Annotated in this window: 18 protein-coding genes; 11 read left to right on the forward strand and 7 right to left on the reverse strand. The window is 32.8% G+C overall.

The features are described 5' to 3' along the window. Nucleotides 1-141 precede the first annotated feature (141 nt). A complete protein-coding gene (pepE, locus tag BXU01_RS12905) occupies nt 142-849 on the reverse strand; it encodes a dipeptidase PepE (protein ID WP_123774033.1) in 708 nt (235 codons plus the stop codon). Nucleotides 850-1,013: 164 nt separating this feature from the next. On the opposite strand from pepE, the gene BXU01_RS12910 reads away from it, so the two are divergent. The 7 genes from BXU01_RS12910 (at nt 1,014) to BXU01_RS12940 (ending at nt 7,063) form a co-directional block, all read left to right on the forward strand. After that, nucleotides 1,014-1,781 (forward strand): carboxypeptidase-like regulatory domain-containing protein, encoded by a 768-nt coding sequence (locus BXU01_RS12910; protein WP_083693576.1) that lies wholly within the window; start codon nt 1,014-1,016, stop codon nt 1,779-1,781. Beyond that, nucleotides 1,768-2,496 (forward strand): carboxypeptidase-like regulatory domain-containing protein, encoded by a 729-nt coding sequence (locus BXU01_RS12915; RefSeq protein ID WP_255373761.1) that lies wholly within the window; start codon nt 1,768-1,770, stop codon nt 2,494-2,496. The genes BXU01_RS12910 and BXU01_RS12915 overlap by 14 nt, the downstream gene beginning before the upstream one ends. Continuing rightward, nucleotides 2,486-3,238, forward strand: a complete 753-nt coding sequence (locus BXU01_RS12920) for a hypothetical protein (RefSeq protein ID WP_083693578.1) — start codon at nt 2,486-2,488, stop codon at nt 3,236-3,238. The genes BXU01_RS12915 and BXU01_RS12920 overlap by 11 nt, the downstream gene beginning before the upstream one ends. Next, a complete protein-coding gene (locus BXU01_RS12925; RefSeq protein ID WP_083693579.1) occupies nt 3,235-3,741 on the forward strand; it encodes a DUF6702 family protein in 507 nt (168 codons plus the stop codon). Before BXU01_RS12920 ends, BXU01_RS12925 begins: the two co-directional genes overlap by 4 nt. A 66-nt stretch (nt 3,742-3,807) precedes the next feature. Then, nucleotides 3,808-6,045 (forward strand): M1 family metallopeptidase, encoded by a 2,238-nt coding sequence (locus BXU01_RS12930; protein ID WP_083693580.1) that lies wholly within the window; start codon nt 3,808-3,810, stop codon nt 6,043-6,045. Nucleotides 6,046-6,149: 104 nt separating this feature from the next. Continuing rightward, nucleotides 6,150-6,500 (forward strand): twin-arginine translocase TatA/TatE family subunit, encoded by a 351-nt coding sequence (locus BXU01_RS12935; RefSeq protein ID WP_083693581.1) that lies wholly within the window; start codon nt 6,150-6,152, stop codon nt 6,498-6,500. Then, nucleotides 6,500-7,063 (forward strand): phosphatase PAP2 family protein, encoded by a 564-nt coding sequence (locus BXU01_RS12940; RefSeq protein WP_083693582.1) that lies wholly within the window; start codon nt 6,500-6,502, stop codon nt 7,061-7,063. The genes BXU01_RS12935 and BXU01_RS12940 overlap by 1 nt, the downstream gene beginning before the upstream one ends. Before the next feature lie 465 nt (nt 7,064-7,528). Here the strand turns inward: BXU01_RS12940 and BXU01_RS12945 are convergent, their stop codons facing one another. The 6 genes from BXU01_RS12945 to BXU01_RS12970 form a co-directional block, all read right to left on the reverse strand. Then, complete coding sequence (locus BXU01_RS12945) at nt 7,529-8,170, reverse strand: O-methyltransferase (protein WP_055095169.1); 642 nt, start codon at nt 8,168-8,170, stop codon at nt 7,529-7,531. A gap of 111 nt (nt 8,171-8,281) precedes the next feature. Further along, nucleotides 8,282-8,647, reverse strand: coding sequence for a hypothetical protein (locus tag BXU01_RS12950; RefSeq protein ID WP_083693583.1), 366 nt, complete (start codon nt 8,645-8,647; stop codon nt 8,282-8,284). A 261-nt stretch (nt 8,648-8,908) separates the two neighbouring features. Beyond that, nucleotides 8,909-9,460, reverse strand: coding sequence for a hypothetical protein (locus BXU01_RS12955; protein WP_083693584.1), 552 nt, complete (start codon nt 9,458-9,460; stop codon nt 8,909-8,911). Between the two features lie 5 nt (nt 9,461-9,465). Continuing rightward, on the reverse strand, nt 9,466-10,845 hold the full coding sequence (locus BXU01_RS12960) for a hypothetical protein (protein ID WP_083693585.1): 1,380 nt from the start codon (nt 10,843-10,845) through the stop codon (nt 9,466-9,468). A gap of 5 nt (nt 10,846-10,850) precedes the next feature. Beyond that, on the reverse strand, nt 10,851-11,420 hold the full coding sequence (locus BXU01_RS12965) for a YceI family protein (RefSeq protein ID WP_083693586.1): 570 nt from the start codon (nt 11,418-11,420) through the stop codon (nt 10,851-10,853). Between the two features lie 254 nt (nt 11,421-11,674). Then, nucleotides 11,675-12,265: a YceI family protein gene (locus BXU01_RS12970; RefSeq protein WP_083693587.1), complete on the reverse strand. Its 591-nt coding sequence runs from the start codon at nt 12,263-12,265 to the stop codon at nt 11,675-11,677. A gap of 297 nt (nt 12,266-12,562) precedes the next feature. Here BXU01_RS12970 and rlmN point away from each other — a divergent pair, with 297 nt between their 5' ends. The 4 genes from rlmN to BXU01_RS12990 all read left to right on the forward strand — a co-directional run bounded on the left by rlmN (nt 12,563) and on the right by BXU01_RS12990 (nt 17,511). Next, nucleotides 12,563-13,606: a 23S rRNA (adenine(2503)-C(2))-methyltransferase RlmN gene (gene rlmN / locus BXU01_RS12975; protein ID WP_055094993.1), complete on the forward strand. Its 1,044-nt coding sequence runs from the start codon at nt 12,563-12,565 to the stop codon at nt 13,604-13,606. A gap of 383 nt (nt 13,607-13,989) precedes the next feature. Then, nucleotides 13,990-14,967: a polyprenyl synthetase family protein gene (locus tag BXU01_RS12980; RefSeq protein WP_083693588.1), complete on the forward strand. Its 978-nt coding sequence runs from the start codon at nt 13,990-13,992 to the stop codon at nt 14,965-14,967. Between the two features lie 60 nt (nt 14,968-15,027). Beyond that, the gene (locus BXU01_RS12985) at nt 15,028-15,582 is read left to right on the forward strand and encodes a LemA family protein (protein ID WP_083693589.1); all 555 of its coding nucleotides are present in this window, start codon (nt 15,028-15,030) and stop codon (nt 15,580-15,582) included. 12 nt (nt 15,583-15,594) lie between these two features. Then, nucleotides 15,595-17,511, forward strand: a complete 1,917-nt coding sequence (locus BXU01_RS12990; RefSeq protein ID WP_083693590.1) for a DUF2207 domain-containing protein — start codon at nt 15,595-15,597, stop codon at nt 17,509-17,511. The last annotated feature ends 292 nt before the right edge of the window (nt 17,512-17,803 follow it).

The following is a 17,803-nucleotide window of genomic DNA, read 5'->3' on the forward strand; positions in this document are numbered from 1 at the left end:
TCGAGCCTCGTCTTTCGCTCTTCAAAATCCTCAAACAATTTGTTTGGGGATTTTTTTTGTCTTTATATTTTTGAACCATTAAGATATTAAAAAAAATAAGTTCAATCCTTAATAAACTTAATATCTTAATGGTAAGAAAAATTATTTTAGATTGCTTAAATCGCTTTCTGTTTCTAATTCTTTTGGGGCTTCGTTTTGTAAAAATAAACGAGCAGATAGGCTTCCTTTTAGCGTGATTTTTTCTCCTTTTACTTCAAGCCAGCTTCCTTCTCTTAGTCCTAAAACAGGAATAGCATTAAAGGCATGAAATTCCTTAATTCTGGTTTCTCGTGTTTCTCCCATATGTTTAGATTGTGTGTCAGGATCTAAATAATGAGGATTTAAATTAAAAGGAATTAATCCTAATGTCTGAAAACTTGGCGGGTAAATAATAGGCATATCGTTTGTGGTTTGCATCGATAAACCGCAAATATTGCTGCCGGCGCTGGTTCCTAAATAAGGAGTTCCGTTTTTTACCGTTTCTGCAAGAACTTGCATGATATTGTGTTTGTATAATTGGGTAACCAATAAAAAAGTATTTCCTCCTCCGGTAAATATTCCTTCGGCATTTTTTATGGCATTTTCTGCATTGTCAAATTCATGAATTCCCTTTACAGAAATGTTTATTGATGCAAATGCCTGTGCAACTTTCTTGGTGTACTCATCGTGCGAAATACCACTTGGTCTTGCAAACGGAATAAATAAAATACTTTTGCAGTTTTTAAAATGCGATTGTAAAGTAGGTAGTAGGTATTCTAAATAGCTGCCTTCGTGTAATGTAGATGTGCTGGCAATAATAATGCTTTTCATAAAAAAATAACTCAGATTGTTTAGGTTAAAGATATTAAAAACTCTTTTTTTGCGATGCGCAAATGAGTTTTAATTAACATATTTTTACCAAGTCCTTAATACTAAATTTGGAGTGCATTAAGATATTTTTACACTTTTAAGAATAAATCTAATTTTTTGCTACTTTGACTACTAAAATTTTATGTTTTTTGATTGTTGTTTTGAGTCAAAACGGCTGGTCACAAAATCAGGACAGTTCTATTATAAACGGACGAATTGTTTCCGGTGCTTCTGATTTAGAAGGGGTGTATGTTGTAAATGCTCAAACCGAAGTTATGACAACAACAGATGCTTCAGGAGCTTTTTCGATTACTGCAAAACCAGGGGAAATGCTTGTTTTTTCGTCGATACAATTCAAGGAAAATAGGGTTTTGCTGACACCTGAAAATTTTTCAGACATTAATTTTACCGTAAAACTTACTATGGTTATGCATCAATTGCAGGAAGTTGTGGTTAGAAATTATAGCGGAATCAATGCTGTTTCTTTGGGAATTATCCCTGGTGATCAAAAAACGTATACAGAGGCCGAGAGAAAATTGCATACAGCTACGGCGTTAAACGCAACGGCAAATGCTGGTACAATGGCTGGAGGTTCAATTTCTGCAGATCCTTTATTGAATTTTTTCTCAGGTCGTACAGCAATGCTTAAAAAAGAAGTTGCTGTTGAGAAAAAAGAGTTTTTTATGAAGCTTTTAGAGCGTATGTTTACGCTCGAGCATTTTATTGACCGATTAAAAATTCCGGCAGAATATGTAAAAGGATTTGAATATTATGCAGTCGAAAATGATAAATTCACAGTGATTTTGAATTCTAAAAATAAAACATCTACAGAGTTTTTATTAGGAGAATTGGCTGTTAAATATAAAGAAATACTAGCAAGTGAGAATAAATAACATTTTACATATTATATTTTTTTTATTGATTGTTCAGTTTGGTTTTGGACAAAAAACTCTCTACAAAGAAATTTCAGGACAAATATTTGAAGAATCATCGAATGTTGAAGGAGTAAATATTATTAATAATACTACCCAGGTTACCGCCGTTTCTGATGCAGGCGGAATGTTTTCTATTGTTGTAAAAGAAGGAGATGTTTTGGTTTTTTCAGCCGTTAATCTGGATCCGGTCAAACGCCGCATTACAGCCGAAGATTTAAATGTGAGTTCTATTGTAGTCAAAATGACCGCTAAAGAGGTGGAATTGAAAGAAGTAATTGTAAATGAAAATGCGAATGTTACAGCTGAAAATTTAGGAATTATCCCATATGGTCAAAAAAAATATACTCCAGCAGAAAGAAAAGTATATACAGCAACTTCAACCTCTGTAGATAAGTTACTTAATAAAATTTCCGGACGAACCGCAATGCTTAAAAAAGAGGTGAATGTCGAGAAAAAAGAGATGCTTTTTAGAAAAATAGAATACCTTTTTGATGAGAATTATTATACAGAAAGATTGAAAATTCCTGCGGAAGATATCAAAGGATTTCAATTATATTGTGTAGATGATGCCGAATTTGCTGTATCTTTGGATACTAAGAACAAAACAATGAGTATGTTTTTAATCACAGATTTAGCACGAAAATATTTAACAATTCTCGAAAATGAAAAATAAACTAGGAATACTCGTTGTATGCTTAATTTGCCAGGTTGTACTTGGGCAAAATTCAAGAAAGCCGTTACATGGTCAGGCAGTTAATAATACTTTAGCAATCGAAAGCGGTTATGTAATGAATATAAATGCCAATGTGAGGACCTTTATTGGTACAAACGGATTGTTTGATATTATGGCAAGACCTAAAGATACTTTGTTATTTACAGGATTAGCATTTCAATCAAAGAAAATTATTTTAACAGAGAAAGATTGCGCAGAAGTTCTTTTTTCAGTGCCTCTTAATTTGGTAAGCAATGAGCTTAAAGAAGTTTTGGTTCATAAGGATCTTAAAGTGAAATCACTTAGTGGCGGATCGCAAAAAATTGTAGATATGCAGTTTGAAGACGATAAGCAATCTACAGCAAAAAATACGGTAATGTATTCTGATCAGACCATTAAATACGGAACTGATTTTGTTCGAATTTTTAAAGATGTTAAAAAACTTCTTTCTAAAAATGATGAGGTAAAAGAAGAGGTTATATCAGATATGGCTTTTATAGAATATTCCAGAGCAAATTTTCAACCCGATTTTTTTACGAAAACATTAGGGCTGAAAGAAGATGAAATTGAATTGTTCCTGATGTATTGCTCCAATGACCCGGAATCAAAAAGACATCTTGATCCTGATCAAAAATTTGAATTAATGGATTTCCTGATTACTAAAAATAAGGAATTCAAAAAAGTGAATGTTTCTGCAAAATGAAAAATAGAGTAATCTATCCTTTAATTGCGATATTATTTTTATCGCTTTCTTCTTTTTCATTCCATAAATTTTATATGGGAATTTTTCAGGTCAATTATGCGGCCGAAAAGAAAATGATTCAAATTACTTCCCGAATTTTTATCGATGATTTGAATAACGGGATGGAAAAGAAGTATCATCAAAAAACTTTCGTTGGTACCGATAAAGAAACACAAGCTGATATTGATTTATTGAAGAAATATCTGTCTGAGAATTTTACTATAAAAATAAATGGTCAGTCTAAACCCATTACTTTTTTATCTAAAGAAGTAGAAGCCGGTGATGTTTTAGTTTGTTATTCCCGAATAAATAATATCGAGAAATTTAAAACAATCGAAATCTCAAATACGGTTTTAGTTGATTGGAATGCTGAACAGCAAAACATTACACATATTTCAGCATTTGGTGTTAAAAAGAGTGTTCTCTTTACAGAATCTTCAAGGAAAGAAGTGTTAAAGTATTAAATATTATATAAGATTGTTATTTTAATTATTATTTTCACAGCCTGACAAAATTACTATTAAAAATTTATGAAAAAACTTTCATTATTATTGATTTTTCCTGCAATCTTAATCGCTCAGGAGAAAACAGTTGCCCCAAAACAACAAGGGAAGTACGATACAAACAAATTTAGCCAAATGTATGATTTGCTGGCAACACCTAATATGTTTCGTACAGCATCTGGAGCTCCGGGACCAGCGTATTATCAACAACAGGCAGATTATAAAATCGATATTGAATTAGATGATAAAAATTCAAAAATAAATGGTTCTGAAGTTATTACATATTCTAATAATTCACCGGATAGTTTAGAATATTTATGGATTCAGTTAGACCAAAATCAAGCTAAAGCAAAAACGCAGACATCACTGGCAGAAAGCGAAAAAATCAATCCCGTTTTACCTCTTGATGGTTTCTCAAGTAAATATCTAAAGAAGGATCTTGAGCGTGGTTTTAATATTGAACAAGTAAAAGACGCAAAAGGAAATTCAATGTCATATACCATCAACGAAACCATGATGCGTATCAATTTGGTAACTCCGTTAAAACCGGGTGAAAAAATTTCACTGGCTATAAAATGGTGGTATAATGTTAATAATTACAGAAAAGAAGGCGGACGTTCAGGTTATGAATTGTTCGAGAAAGACGGAAATAAATTATATGTAATCGCTCAGTTTTACCCAAGAATGGCTGTATACAATGATGTCGAAGGCTGGCAGAATATGCAGTTCTGGGGAAGTGGGGAATTTGCATTGCCTTTTGGTAATTTTGATGTAAATATTACCGTTCCTGCAGATCACGTAATTGATGCTACAGGAGAATTAACAAACAGAAGCGAAGTTTTTACACCAGAACAGGTAAAACGTTACGAACAAGCTCAAAAATCATTTGATAAGCCTGTTGTAATTGTAACGCAAGCCGAGGCAGAAGCTGCAGAAAAAGGTTTCTCTGAAAAGAAAAAAACATGGAAATTCAGTGCGAAAAATGTACGTGATTTCGGAATTGCTTCTTCAAGAAAATTCATTTATGATGCAATGGCCGTAAAAATTGGCAACAGAGTAGTTATGGCTGAATCTGTTTATCCAAAAGAAGCAAATCCGCTTTGGGGAGAAACATCAACAATGGTTGTAGCACATACTTTAAAAAGCTATTCCTCTCATACATTCGATTATCCTTATCCAAAAGCAGTATCAGTTTCTGCAGAAGATCAAGGAATGGAATATCCTATGATTTGTTGGAATTTTGGTCGCCCGGACGAAAATGGAGTTACCAGTAAAGAAGTTAAAAACGGAATGATTGGTGTTGTAATTCATGAAGTAGGACACACTTTTTTTCCAATGATTGTAAACTCTGATGAGCGTCAATGGACCTGGATGGATGAAGGATTAAACTCGTTTTTAGAATATTTGGCAGAACAGGAATTAGATCCAAACTTTCCTTCAAGACGTGGTCCTGCAAAAAATATAGTTCCTTATATGAGCGGAGATCAAAAGTTTTTAGAGCCAATTATGTCAAACTCTGAAACAATCCACCAATTTGGAAATAATGCTTACGGAAAACCTGCTACAGGACTTAATATTTTGAGAGAAGTAGTAATGGGAAGAGAATTGTTTGATTATGCTTTTAAAACATACGCAAACAGATGGAAATTTAAACATCCAACACCTGAAGATTTCTTTAGAACGATGGAAGATGCTTCTGCTGTAGATTTAGACTGGTTTTTTAGAGGATGGTTTTATTCAACTGATTTTGTAGATATTGGTATCAAAGATGTAAAACAATATTATGTTTCTGAAACTCCAACAACAGATATTAAAGATGTAAAAGTGAAAAAAGGACGTTTTGGTGTTGAGAAAGGGCCATTCGTTTATTTAGTTGCCGGAGATAATGCTGAGGTAAGTTCATCAAACAAAAAAGCCTTAAAAATAGAAGATATAAAACCTTTGGCTGATTATATAAGAGAGACTTTTACAGCTGAGGAAAAAGCAGAATTAAAAGCGCCTAAATATTTCTATGAAGTAGAGTTTAATAAGCCAGGCGGAATGATAATGCCAATTCTTGTTGAAATTACCTATGAAGACGGAACAAAAGACAACTATCAATATCCGGCTCAAATCTGGAGAAAAAGCAATGAATCTGCGAAGAAAGTTTATGCAACTTCAAAAGCGATAAAAAGCATTCAGATAGATCCAAAATTAATGACTGCTGATATTGATGTAACAAATAATTCATGGCCAAAAGTTGAACAAAAATCAAAATTTGACTAAAAACAAACACGAAAGACTCTGAAAAGAGTCTTTTTTTTTAAGTAAATTTTAAAACTGTGCACTTCAAAATTTAATATCTTTGTTGTCACACAAAAATAAAAGATATGTTTGGTATAGGAGGAGGAGAATTAGTTTTTATACTGTTTATAGTACTAATGCTTTTTGGCTCAGATAAAGTGCCTGAAATTGCCCGTACAATGGGAAAAGCTATGGCACAATTAAAAAATGCGACCAATGATATTAAAAGTGAAATTCAGAAAGGAGCTGAGGCCAATGGTCTTGACACAAGATCCCTGACAGATATCACGGGTAATATCAATGCGCAAATAAATGATGCAAAAGCAAACTTATTAAGTGATTCAACTAATAATATATTAGGAGATACAGCTACAGAAATAGATAAGGTAAAAGAAGATATTGATTCTATCTCAGGACCTGTAAAACGCCAACTATAATGCTTGAAAAAATACTAGAATTAGATACCAGATTATTGGTATATTTAAACAGTTTAGGATCTGAAACCTACGATAAATTTTGGCTCTTTATTACCAATCAATTGTATTGGACTCCATTTTTTTTATTCTTATTTTATCTTATTTATAAAAAAATAGGAGGAAAACAAACCTTGTATTTACTGCTTTTTATTGCGATTCTTATTGCTTTTACAGATCAGACAACAAATTTGTTTAAACATACTTTTCAGCGTTTGCGTCCTTGTAATAACCCTGAAATAAATTCTATTATTCGTGTTGTTCAAGTCAGACAATCTTATAGTTTTTTCTCCGGACATGCAGCTAATACAATGGCAGTAGCAACTTTTTTGTTCCTGATTCTAAAACGCCATTTCAAGTATTTGGGATTCTTGTTTTTATGGCCGTTAATTTTCGCCTACAGCAGGATTTATCTGGGATTGCATTATCCGGGAGATATCCTTACGGGGTATTTCTTCGGAGCTCTTTTTGGATCATTATTGTATTTGGTATATCGAAAATTAAAACCCCAATATTTCCCGGGATAATTTTCAGGAGCTATTTCCGCTCCCGAAGCCTCGGGACCGGCACAAAAGGATTTACAATTCTATCCGGGCTAGGATTCCAGGTTTCAAAAGAAAATTAAGATCAAATTATATATCAGTTTTTGAATTACTTCCTGCTTTAGTTTGAGGATTAAAAATTCAACCTAGTAAAAAAGGCTTTAGTCAAAACACATAATGTTTTGGCTAAAGCCTCTTAATATTATCTATTTACGTCCAGCTAAAGCAGGATGCTATTTAAAATTAATGTTTTTTTATTTTTAGACCAGATTTGTCATTTCTAACGAAGAGAGAAAGTACAAGAAATTATGTATAGAATGTGGTTGCTCTTTGTCGATCAACTAGTGCGATTTCTCTCTCATTCGAAATGACAGAATTGACTCTAAAGCATTTGGGTAAAAACGAAAAAAAAACTTAGAATCTTAGTGTCTCAGAAACTTAGAACCTTTTTTAAAGCACTCTACTAACTGTTAAACCATCGCGAATTGGTAATAAAACCGTTTCTACTCTTGGATCATTTTTTAAAAGCAGGTTGTATTCTAAAAGCACTTTTGTACTAACATCATTTGGGTGAACAGGTTCCAGTATTTTTCCGCTCCACAGAACATTATCAGATAAAATGATTCCGCCTTTATTCATTTTCGGAACAATCATTTCCCAATAATTAAGGTAATTCTCTTTATCGGCATCAATAAATACCAAGTCAAATTTTACATCCAGATTTGGGATTATATCCACTGCTTCGCCTAAATGTTGAAAAATTTGTTTTCCCCAAGGCGATGCATCAAAATATTTACGCTGAAAATCGACGAGTTCCTCTTTGATATCAATAGTATGTAATTGTCCGTTTTCCTGCATTCCTTCGCACAAGCACAAAGCTGCATAACCGGTATAAGTACCAATTTCAAGAATATTAACCGGGCGAATTAATTTTGATAACATGCTTAAAACGCGTCCCTGAAAATGCCCGCTTAGCATTCTTGGCAAAAGTATTTTCTGGTAGGTTTCTTTGTTGAGTTTTGCTAATAATTCCGGTTCGTTTTCAGAATGCTGTTCGATATAATCTTCTAAGTCTTGTGATATAAAATGCATGTTATGTCTTCTAAATTTTAAAAGCAAAAATACAAAAAATATCGCTTCGCTTTTTTGCATAAAAAAACCATTCGTTTTACGGAATGGTTTAAATTTTGAATTCAAACAGAATTATTTTTTCAAAGCTTCATTTACTTCTTTGGCTGTTTTTACCGTTCCGTCTTTGGCAGCTTTAGCAGCATTTTCTACTTTTTCAGCACCCTTTTTAGTCGCATCTTTTACATCTTCAGCGGCTTTTTTAGTTGCGTCTTTTACGTCCTGAGCAGCATTTTGTGAAGCTTCTTTAGCTTTTGCAGCTGCATCTTCGGCTTTTATAACTGCGCTGTCTTTTACTTCTTCAATATCAGTTGTCAAAGTATCAACTTTGTTTCCAAGAGTTAATTCGTCTTCTCCCGGTTTTGGCTCTTTCTTTTCGCAAGATTGAACAGCGAATGCTAATAAAGCCATAACAGCTAAGCTTAAAATTTGTTTTTTCATGATCAATAATTTTTTTTAGGTTGATAAAATTTAAAGGTTATAAAGCTGAAAAATAAAGATACACATTTTTAAATGATTGAGCTCTTTGTAAGATTATCTTTCTGTCGAGAGAAAGACAATTCTCGTGCCAAAAAATGTAATTTTAAAATTAGCTGTAAACTTTTTTCAGACTTAAAGAAGGTCTGTTAATTCTTCTCGTTTCGCAAGACTTGAAAACGGGAAAATTAAATTTTATAAAAAATTACCGGAGCTTTTTTGAACTTAGTTTTTGTATAAACTAAAATTAATTACGATTTCATCCTTAACCTTTATCAGGCCGGCCATTTTTACGGGAGCTTCCATTTCAAGATCAGAGAATTTCAGATTAAGGCTTCCTTCAATTTTATTATTAGTAGTGTATAAAATAAAATCTTTATATTTCAGTGTTTTGTCGGTAATAAAAAAAATGAGATTGCATTTATAGTTTTTGCCGCTTGGCTTAATATCTGTTATAGAAACAGTACTGTTTGGAAATTTTTTAACCTTCACTGTACCTTGTAAATCTTTTGTCATTATTTTGTTGCCACAATCAAAATTAGACATTTTAATCTCGGTGGTAAAAGTGTTTTTTTTAACTGAATTTATGAATATTGTATCTTTTATCAAAAAGGTATTAGAGCAATTGTACTTGCCTACAGTTGATATTCCGGTAATTTCTATTTTAATTTTATTTATTACCAAGGTTATATCTTCGGCTAAAAAAATGGGTTTAGCACTTCCCAAAAAAAAGAAAATTGCTAAACCCATAATTAAGATTGAAAATCTCGTTTTCATTTTTTTTAGAATGAAATTGTTGCTTCAAACATTAGTCCTTCAAATTTTCCTCCATATAAATCATTAGGCATTAATACGCCGCCTACATTGCCAAATTGTTGGTAGTTTTTGTAGTTTTGTTGTATGTATGAAAGTTTTGCGAGGATATTTTTAGTCATGAACCAACCTGCAGCAGCTTCAAACCTATTTACCTGAACAGCTTCGGCATCAGAATTTTTTAGTTTACCATCTACTAAGTTGTATTTAGCGCCTACATATAAGTTTTCATGACTTCCAAAACGATATACTAAATCTCCCACGTATTGATTAATGTTACGTGTATCATCTGTTCCTTTGTAATCACCTCCTGAAGCAAATTCTAAAGTACCAAAGAATTCAAAGCCTTTATATTTTACAAAAGGATTGACCATGTAAGAAGTCGCCCAGTTTCCAAATCCCGGATTAAATCTACCGGTATCTTTATTACTTTCAGAGTCTAAAATATTTGTACTTGGGTAACCAATTGTTCCTGCGTGTGTCATCACACTATAGAAACGGCTTCCAGCTCTGTCAGAAGAATATAAGTTTCCACTAGAATTTGCTGTATGATAATAAGATCCGGTTAATCTGATTCTTAAATCGCTGTCAATTTGTTTGTCCCAACCTAATTTAGCTAATATTGTTGGGCTAATAGTTGTATTTTGATCTGGAGTAATTGCCGTAACAGGTCCCGGAATAACTTCTTGTACATTTTGATTTAATTTAGAGTTTGTTACCCCAATCATGCTTACAAAACCGCTTCTGTTATAGTATACTTCGGCTCCCATTTCGGTAGTAAAAGCATCCATAATATTGTTTCCAATAAAAGGGTTCGTGATGGTATAAGCGTTGTTACTTCTTCTAAAATGCGCATCACCATAATTGTTCTCCATTTGACCTATCTTGATGGTAGTGTATTTCATAACATCTTCAAGAAAACCTTTTTTAATAAAATCTAATTTGTCAATTTGCAAGTACCCACCTTGTACCCAGGTTTCATGATGGTGTCTTGAAGCAAGATAAATGTCTAAGTTTACGCGTACACCATCTGCTAATTGTGCTCCTATTGTCATATTAGCATTAGGTAAATTAAAGTCATTAGTTAGATTGTTTAATCTGTAACCAGCGTTTGCACCGGTTAAATCTCTCTGATCATTGAAGGAGTTGATTGCCTGAAATTGTAGTGCAAATGCACCACCCAGGTCGACACTAATACCTTTATAAGCAGTGGTATCTTTTCTAACATCAAATACATTAATGGCTCTTTGATCGCGGGGAACCTGGTTCTGGATGTGTCCAAAGCTAAGTTGTGCATTAGCAGCAAATGTGCTTGTTAATGCTATAAATAACAGATAGATTTTTTTCATGGCGTTTATAAATTAAAGTTTAAATTAAATTTCAGGGTTAAATCTTGTCCGGTTTTAATAGTTCCTAGCATGGCAGTTGGAGATTTCATCCCAAAATCTGTAAAAGTGATTTTGTTTGATCCCTGCACGTTTAGTCCGTCTTTGGTAACCGTTGTTTTTACAGTAGTTTTAAGTACTTTGCTAACTCCGGCAATAGTATAAGTACCGGTTAATTCCCAAGTGGTTTCATTTACTTTTTCGGCAGATTTAAGAACATATTTGATGTTTTTGTTTTTATCAGTTTTTAAGGTTTCATAAGCCACTTTATCCATGCTTTTTTTCTCACTTTTAATACTTTCTGCTAAAAGGTTTATGGATAAAGACTCTATAGCAGTTAGTTTAGAATTGGCAATTGTCAGGTTTGCGTTTCCGGTTCCGGAACTTGATTTCATTTCCCAGTCATGTAAGGTAGATGTGCCTGAAACCGAAAATGTGGATTGACCTTCGAGAGTATAATTTTTTTGCGCAGTTGCAAATGAGGTTATTCCTAAAAAAGTAATAACTAAGGCTAATAATTTTATGCTTGTTGCTTTCATAATTCTATTTATTTGAGATGTTAAGTTCCTGAAGTCAATTTTATTTTTAGTACTAATATGTCTTTAACTTGTATCAAATATATGGGGATCATTAACGAATTATTATGATAAAAGTCATTGTTAAAATTTTATTAAATTCGTAATTAATAACTATAACGTTTTCATTTCTATTAAAATGGTCAACAAAAAAAAGCAGCTATTTTGATTTTTGTCAAATAGCTGCTTTTTTAAATTTACTGTTTTAATTACAAGGATCAATTTTGTGTTAAAGATCCTCTCATGTTTAATTCACTTAAAGTAATATTAAAAATCATAGTTAAGTCTTTTCCTGCTCTAACAACACCAAGAGCTGCTGTTGGAGGTGACATGCCAAAATCTGCAAAAGTTATTTGGTTAGATCCCCTTAAAGTAAAGTTCCCGTTACTTGCCGTCACATTTACCACAGTTCTGTAATCTTTACTTGTTCCTGCAATGGTATAAGTTCCAATTAAATTCCAGGTAGTTTCGTTTACTTTATTTGCAGATTTTAAAACGTACTTAATATTTTTGTGTGTTTTTGTATCCAGTGTTTCATAAGCAACATCATCCATGCTTGTTTTACTGCTTTTTATGCTTTCTGCTAATAATGTAACAGCTAAGTTGTTTATATCGGTTAGTTTAGAATCTATAACAGTTAAATTGGCTGTCACATTTCCTTCTGTAGATTTCATTACCCAATCATGCACATTTGACGTTCCGGCAACCTCAAAACTTGATCTTGCCACAGTATAGTTTCTTTGTGCATTTGTCTGAAATGACAATGTTGTAAAAAGCACTGTCAATAAAATTGATTTAATTGTTTTCATTTTGATGGTATTTATTTGTTTTGGAATAAGGAAAACTATAATTCAATCAAGCTTTTGTTAGAATTAAAAGGCTTTCTTTATTTTCTTAGATCAAATTTATTGCGAACACATAAAACAGAGAATGATAAAAATCATGGTTTGAAAATTATTAAATACCTATAATTATTAGAATGATTTTTTTCAGGACATATTCTTAAGGAAAATTGTTTGGCAGTAAAATAGAAAACGAGTATTTATAGGTGTTAAGCCACAATATATCGAAGAAAGTTTTAAGAAAAAAAGTAGTAACTTTGCACCATGCAAATTGAGAAAAAAGATATACGAGCCCTATCAAAAGACCAGTTGCGCGATTTTTTTGTTGCTAATAATGACAAAGCTTTTCGTGGAAATCAAGTCTATGAATGGTTATGGAGCAAAGGAGCACATAGCTTTGATGATATGACGAATGTTGCCAAAACAACTCGTTCTATGCTCGAAGACAATTTTGTTATCAATCATATTAAGGTTGATACCATGCAGCGCAGTAGTGACGGAACAGTAAAAAATGCAGTTCGTTTACATGATGGTTTAGTAGTAGAGTCAGTTTTAATTCCCACAGATACCAGAACAACAGCTTGTGTTTCAAGTCAGGTAGGTTGTAGTTTAGACTGTAATTTTTGTGCTACATCACGTTTAAAAAGAATGCGAAATCTGGAACCGGGAGAAATCTACGATCAGGTTATTGCAATTGATAAAGAAAGTCGTTTGTATCACAATCATCCGCTTTCGAACATTGTTTTTATGGGAATGGGAGAACCTTTGATGAATTATAATAACGTCATTAAAGCTATTGATATGATTACATCACCCGAAGGTTTGGGAATGTCACCAAAACGCATTATGGTTTCGACTTCAGGAATCCCGAAAATGATTAAAAAAATGGCTGATGATGATGTAAAATTCAAATTGGCGGTTTCTTTACATTCGGCTATTGATGAAATCCGAGCTCGAATTATGCCTTTTAGTAAAAACTTTCCATTAGCAGATTTAAGAGAATCATTAGAATACTGGTACAGGAAAACAAAAAATAAGATTTCATACGAATATGTGGTCTGGAAAGGCATCAATGATGATAAAGCTTCGATTGATGCATTGGTTAAATTCTGTAAATACGTGCCTTGTAAAGTAAATCTAATTGAGTATAACCCAATTGATGACGGAGAATTCCAGCAAGCTTCAGAAGAATCTATTATGGCTTATATAAAAGCGCTGGAAAATATTGGAGTAGTAGTTAAAGTACGTCGCAGCCGCGGAAAAGATATTGATGCTGCCTGCGGACAATTGGCCAATAAAGAAGGATAGGTAATTAGAAGTATTTGTCTGGCAAGATTTAATCTCTCCGGGATATATTCCGTTAGTAATTAAATATTGGTAGAAAAAAATACTCATACAGAAAGAGAATATGTCCCGTAGGGACTACATGTTATAGTATCAAATAAACGAAAAGCATTAAAAACGAGAGTTGATCTTGTTCTTAATGCTTTTTTGGGCAAAAAGGATTCTTATTTTTCAACTTAATTTATAATTAAATTGTTTTCCTGATTTTGCTTTAAGTATTGTATTCAAATTAGTCTTTAAACAGAGAATGTTTTAAACGTTATTTCTTAATTATTACATAAATTATTGATATACTAATGTAAAATACACAACGTTTTTTTATTTAAAATAGTATATTTGGGATCGAAATGAATATTACTTCTCAAATAAAACAGCCCATCTTTAACGAGATGGAACTTTTTGAAAAAAAGTTCCATGAATCGATGACCTCAAAGGTTGCATTGCTTAACCGTATTACCTATTATATTGTAAACCGAAAAGGAAAACAAATGCGGCCGATGTTTGTTTTTTTAACGGCTAAAATGGTTTCTGCAGGAACTGTAAACGAAAGAACATACCGTGGAGCTTCTGTAATTGAGCTAATACATACTGCAACTTTAGTACATGATGATGTGGTCGATGATAGTAATCGCCGCAGAGGATTTTTCTCGATCAATGCACTCTGGAAAAATAAAATTGCCGTTTTAGTGGGAGATTATTTATTGTCTAAAGGATTATTGCTTTCTATAGATAATGGTGATTTTGATTTGCTCAGAATCATTTCAGTTGCAGTTCGTGAAATGAGTGAAGGCGAATTGCTACAAATCGAAAAAGCAAGAAGGCTTGATATTACCGAAGATGTTTATTATGAAATCATCCGAAAGAAAACAGCAACACTTATTGCTGCTTGTTGTGCTCTTGGCGCAAAATCTGTAATTGAGGATGATATTCAGGTAGAAAATATGAGAAAGTTTGGAGAACTTATCGGAATGGCTTTTCAAATTAAAGACGATTTATTCGATTATAGTGAAGAAGCTATTGGCAAACCAACCGGAATCGATATTAAGGAACAAAAAATGACTTTGCCTTTAATTCATGTTTTAAATACTTGTACTCCACAAGAAAAAAAGTGGCTGATAAACTCCATCAAAAACCACAATAAAGACAAAAAGCGTGTCAAAGAAGTAATTGCCTTTGTCAAAAATAATAATGGTTTGACTTACGCCGAAAATAAAATGGTGCAATTTCAACAGGAAGCACTTTCATTATTGGAAATCTTCCCTGATTCTGAATTTAAAGCAGCATTAACTTTAATGGTAAACTACGTGATCGAGAGAAAAAAATAATCTCACCATCAATTCTTAATATTTTTATTGTTAAATTGGACTTTAATTTAATAATGAAATATGATTATTTTACTTATAATACTTGCCGTAGTTGTAGTTCTGGGTATTTATCTTATAATACTTTATAACAGTTTTGTATCTAAACGCAATATGCTTGAAGAAGCTTTAAGCGGAATTGATGTTATCCTAAAAAAACGATTTGATTTAATTCCGAATCTCGTAGAAACCGTAAAAGGATATTTAACTCATGAAAAAGAAACCCTCGCCAATATTGTAAATCTTCGTAATCAGGCTTTAAGTGCACCAGGTGCTGACGAAAAATTACAACTTGATAAAAAAATAGGTAATGCAGTAGGAACTATTTTTGCATTGGCAGAAAATTATCCTGATCTAAAAGCGAATACCAATTTTTTAAGTCTGCAGGAAGAATTAACCGAAATCGAAACTGAAATCGAACGATCAAAACGATATTATAATGCAACTGTCAGGGATTACAACATAGCTGTAGAATCTTTTCCGGGTAATCTGGTGGCTAATTCATTTGGTTTTCCAAAGAAAAACTTCCTCGAATTAGAAGATGAAAAACAGAGAGAAACTCCTAAAGTTCAGTTTTAATTGTATTGTAATATGATGCTAAGAAAAATATTGTTTGTTCTGTTTTCTGTTTTAGTTTATCAGGCAAACGCTCAGGAAAGAATTTTAAATTTTGATGTCAAAATTCAAATTCAAAAATCCGGTATTATTAATGTTGTCGAAAATATTTCTATATATGCAGAAGGTAATGTTTTTAGACATGGGCTTTTAAGGGTTTTGCCCTTAACAAGACAAGATAAAGATGGTACACAAATAGATGTGAAATACACTATAAGCGCCATAAAAAAAGATGGAGTTACTGAAAAGTATTTTACAAAAGAAGAATCCGGTGACTGGAAGATTTATATAGGTGATAAGGATGTTGATTTAGAAAGTGGTATATATGACTATCAAATTAGCTATACGGTTCCGTTTCAGATTGGGTATTTTGATCAATATGATGAGTTGTATTGGAATGTAACCGGAAATGGATGGAATCTTCCAATAGATAAAGCAAGTTGCCAGATCTCTCTTCCGTCAGATGATAAATTTAAAAATTTATATTGTTATACCGGATTGTCAGGATCTAAGGATTCAAATTGTGTGAATTCCTTAAACGATAAACATAATATTGTGAGTTTTACCGCAGTACAACTTGGACCAAAAGAAGGTTTGACAGTTGCGGCATCATTTGCGAAAGGAATAGTAGATCCTCCCACTTTTTTACAGGAATCGAGTTCTTTTTATAAAAAAATAAAAACAAATTTGTGGTCTGTTATTTATGGAATAGGAATGGCACTTTTCTTCTTTTTCAGTTGGAAGAAATACGGTAAAGATCCGGTTAAAAAAACATTAATGCCTGAGTTCACGCCTCCTTTTGATTGGTCTCCTGCAATTACAGGATATGTATATCACAAAAAAGTTACAGACAAAACCTATATGTCGTCTGTTATTAATATTTCGGTAAAAGGTGTAATTAGAATTTTGTCTGCATTAGAAAATGGTGTTTTTAAAGATAAACATACTTATGAGATAGAAGTTTTAAATAAGCAATCAAAAGGCTTAAGCACGGAGGAATCAGATATAGTAAGTGGTTTTGTTAAAAAGGAGAAGATAAAAGTAGAAGATTCTAATTATAAGATTTTTGAAAAGGCATATTCTAAGTGGCTAAAAACAGTAACTAAACAAATAAACTTAGATGAGTTTTATCAAAATAATACTCAAAAAAAATGGATTGGTTTTGCTGTTTTTCTAATTGCCGGACTTGCTTATGAGTTACTCTCCAATAACAAAGGGTATATTAGTTATCCTTTTTATACAGGATTGATTATTGCGGTTGCAGGATTAACGTATTGGTTTACAAAAAAAGAGAAAGGTACAGGATTGCTAATTCTAAGAGCTATTTTGGGCTTTTTTGTTTTTGCTCCGGCAGTGGCAATATTTTTTATCTCGATTGCTTTTTTAAGCGCCTTACAAATGATTGTCATTGGAGTTGTTTTTATCATGTATATAATTTATGTGAAGACATTAGGAAAGTATACACAAAAAGGTGCTGAAGCATTACATCGATTAGAAGGATTTAAGCTTTACATGCAAACGGCAGAGAAAAGTCGAATGAACATGCTCAACCCTCCTGAACTTACTCCGCAATTATTCGAGAAATTATTTCCGTATGCTATCGCATTGGGAGTCGAGATAGAATGGGGAAAACAATTTGCAGAAATTTTAGAATTGGCCAAGTATGATCCTGCTTGGTATCAGGGCGATGATACATTTTATAGACAACCGGCAATGTTCCTGTCGACTTTTGGGAATTCTGTAAATACGGCAGGAGTTAATCCAAATCCTCCTGCATCATCAGGTTCTTCATCAAGCAGTTCCAGCGGAAGTAGCGGAAGTTGGAGCAGCGGGAGCTCTGGTGGCGGAAGCTCCGGCGGTGGCGGTGGAGGCGGTGGAGGCGGCGGTTGGTAAAATTTAAATCAACAATTGCTTTTGAAAATATCTTTATTGAGAAACCTTACGATATGTATAATATTGCAAGGTTTTTTTATTTTCTATTAGGGTCGAATTAGATTAACTTGCCTCAATGAAGAAAATAATTAGAAAATTTGTTAATTAGATAATTGTTTTCAATGTTTTGTAAATCAGTTATTTGTTGTTGTGTTCTTGGGATTTTTGCCCGAAGCTTGAAGACTTTATTGATTTTTTTTCTTTCACATGCAACCATTTTAAAACGTAAATCGTCTATGCTAATAGAAGATCG

It is taken from the genome of [Flexibacter] sp. ATCC 35103, from assembly GCF_001975985.1.
In the GTDB taxonomy this organism is placed as follows: Bacteria; Bacteroidota; Bacteroidia; order Flavobacteriales; family Flavobacteriaceae; genus Flavobacterium.

Excerpts from the sequence above, each read along its gene's own strand:
- BXU01_RS12940 (WP_083693582.1), top strand. The coding sequence starts at position 6,500 with ATGCTTGAAAAAATACTAGAATTAGATACCAGATTATTGGTATATTTA.
- BXU01_RS12980 (WP_083693588.1), top strand. The coding sequence starts at position 13,990 with ATGAATATTACTTCTCAAATAAAACAGCCCATCTTTAACGAGATGGAA.
- rlmN (WP_055094993.1), top strand. The coding sequence starts at position 12,563 with ATGCAAATTGAGAAAAAAGATATACGAGCCCTATCAAAAGACCAGTTG.
- BXU01_RS12920 (WP_083693578.1), top strand. The coding sequence starts at position 2,486 with ATGAAAAATAAACTAGGAATACTCGTTGTATGCTTAATTTGCCAGGTT.
- BXU01_RS12950 (WP_083693583.1), bottom strand. The coding sequence starts at position 8,647 with ATGAAAAAACAAATTTTAAGCTTAGCTGTTATGGCTTTATTAGCATTC.
- BXU01_RS12990 (WP_083693590.1), top strand. The coding sequence starts at position 15,595 with ATGATGCTAAGAAAAATATTGTTTGTTCTGTTTTCTGTTTTAGTTTAT.
- BXU01_RS12930 (WP_083693580.1), top strand. The coding sequence starts at position 3,808 with ATGAAAAAACTTTCATTATTATTGATTTTTCCTGCAATCTTAATCGCT.
- BXU01_RS12925 (WP_083693579.1), top strand. The coding sequence starts at position 3,235 with ATGAAAAATAGAGTAATCTATCCTTTAATTGCGATATTATTTTTATCG.
- BXU01_RS12955 (WP_083693584.1), bottom strand. The coding sequence starts at position 9,460 with ATGAAAACGAGATTTTCAATCTTAATTATGGGTTTAGCAATTTTCTTT.
- BXU01_RS12985 (WP_083693589.1), top strand. The coding sequence starts at position 15,028 with ATGATTATTTTACTTATAATACTTGCCGTAGTTGTAGTTCTGGGTATT.
- BXU01_RS12935 (WP_083693581.1), top strand. The coding sequence starts at position 6,150 with ATGTTTGGTATAGGAGGAGGAGAATTAGTTTTTATACTGTTTATAGTA.
- BXU01_RS12960 (WP_083693585.1), bottom strand. The coding sequence starts at position 10,845 with ATGAAAAAAATCTATCTGTTATTTATAGCATTAACAAGCACATTTGCT.
- BXU01_RS12945 (WP_055095169.1), bottom strand. The coding sequence starts at position 8,170 with ATGCATTTTATATCACAAGACTTAGAAGATTATATCGAACAGCATTCT.
- pepE (WP_123774033.1), bottom strand. The coding sequence starts at position 849 with ATGAAAAGCATTATTATTGCCAGCACATCTACATTACACGAAGGCAGC.
- BXU01_RS12970 (WP_083693587.1), bottom strand. The coding sequence starts at position 12,265 with ATGAAAACAATTAAATCAATTTTATTGACAGTGCTTTTTACAACATTG.
- BXU01_RS12965 (WP_083693586.1), bottom strand. The coding sequence starts at position 11,420 with ATGAAAGCAACAAGCATAAAATTATTAGCCTTAGTTATTACTTTTTTA.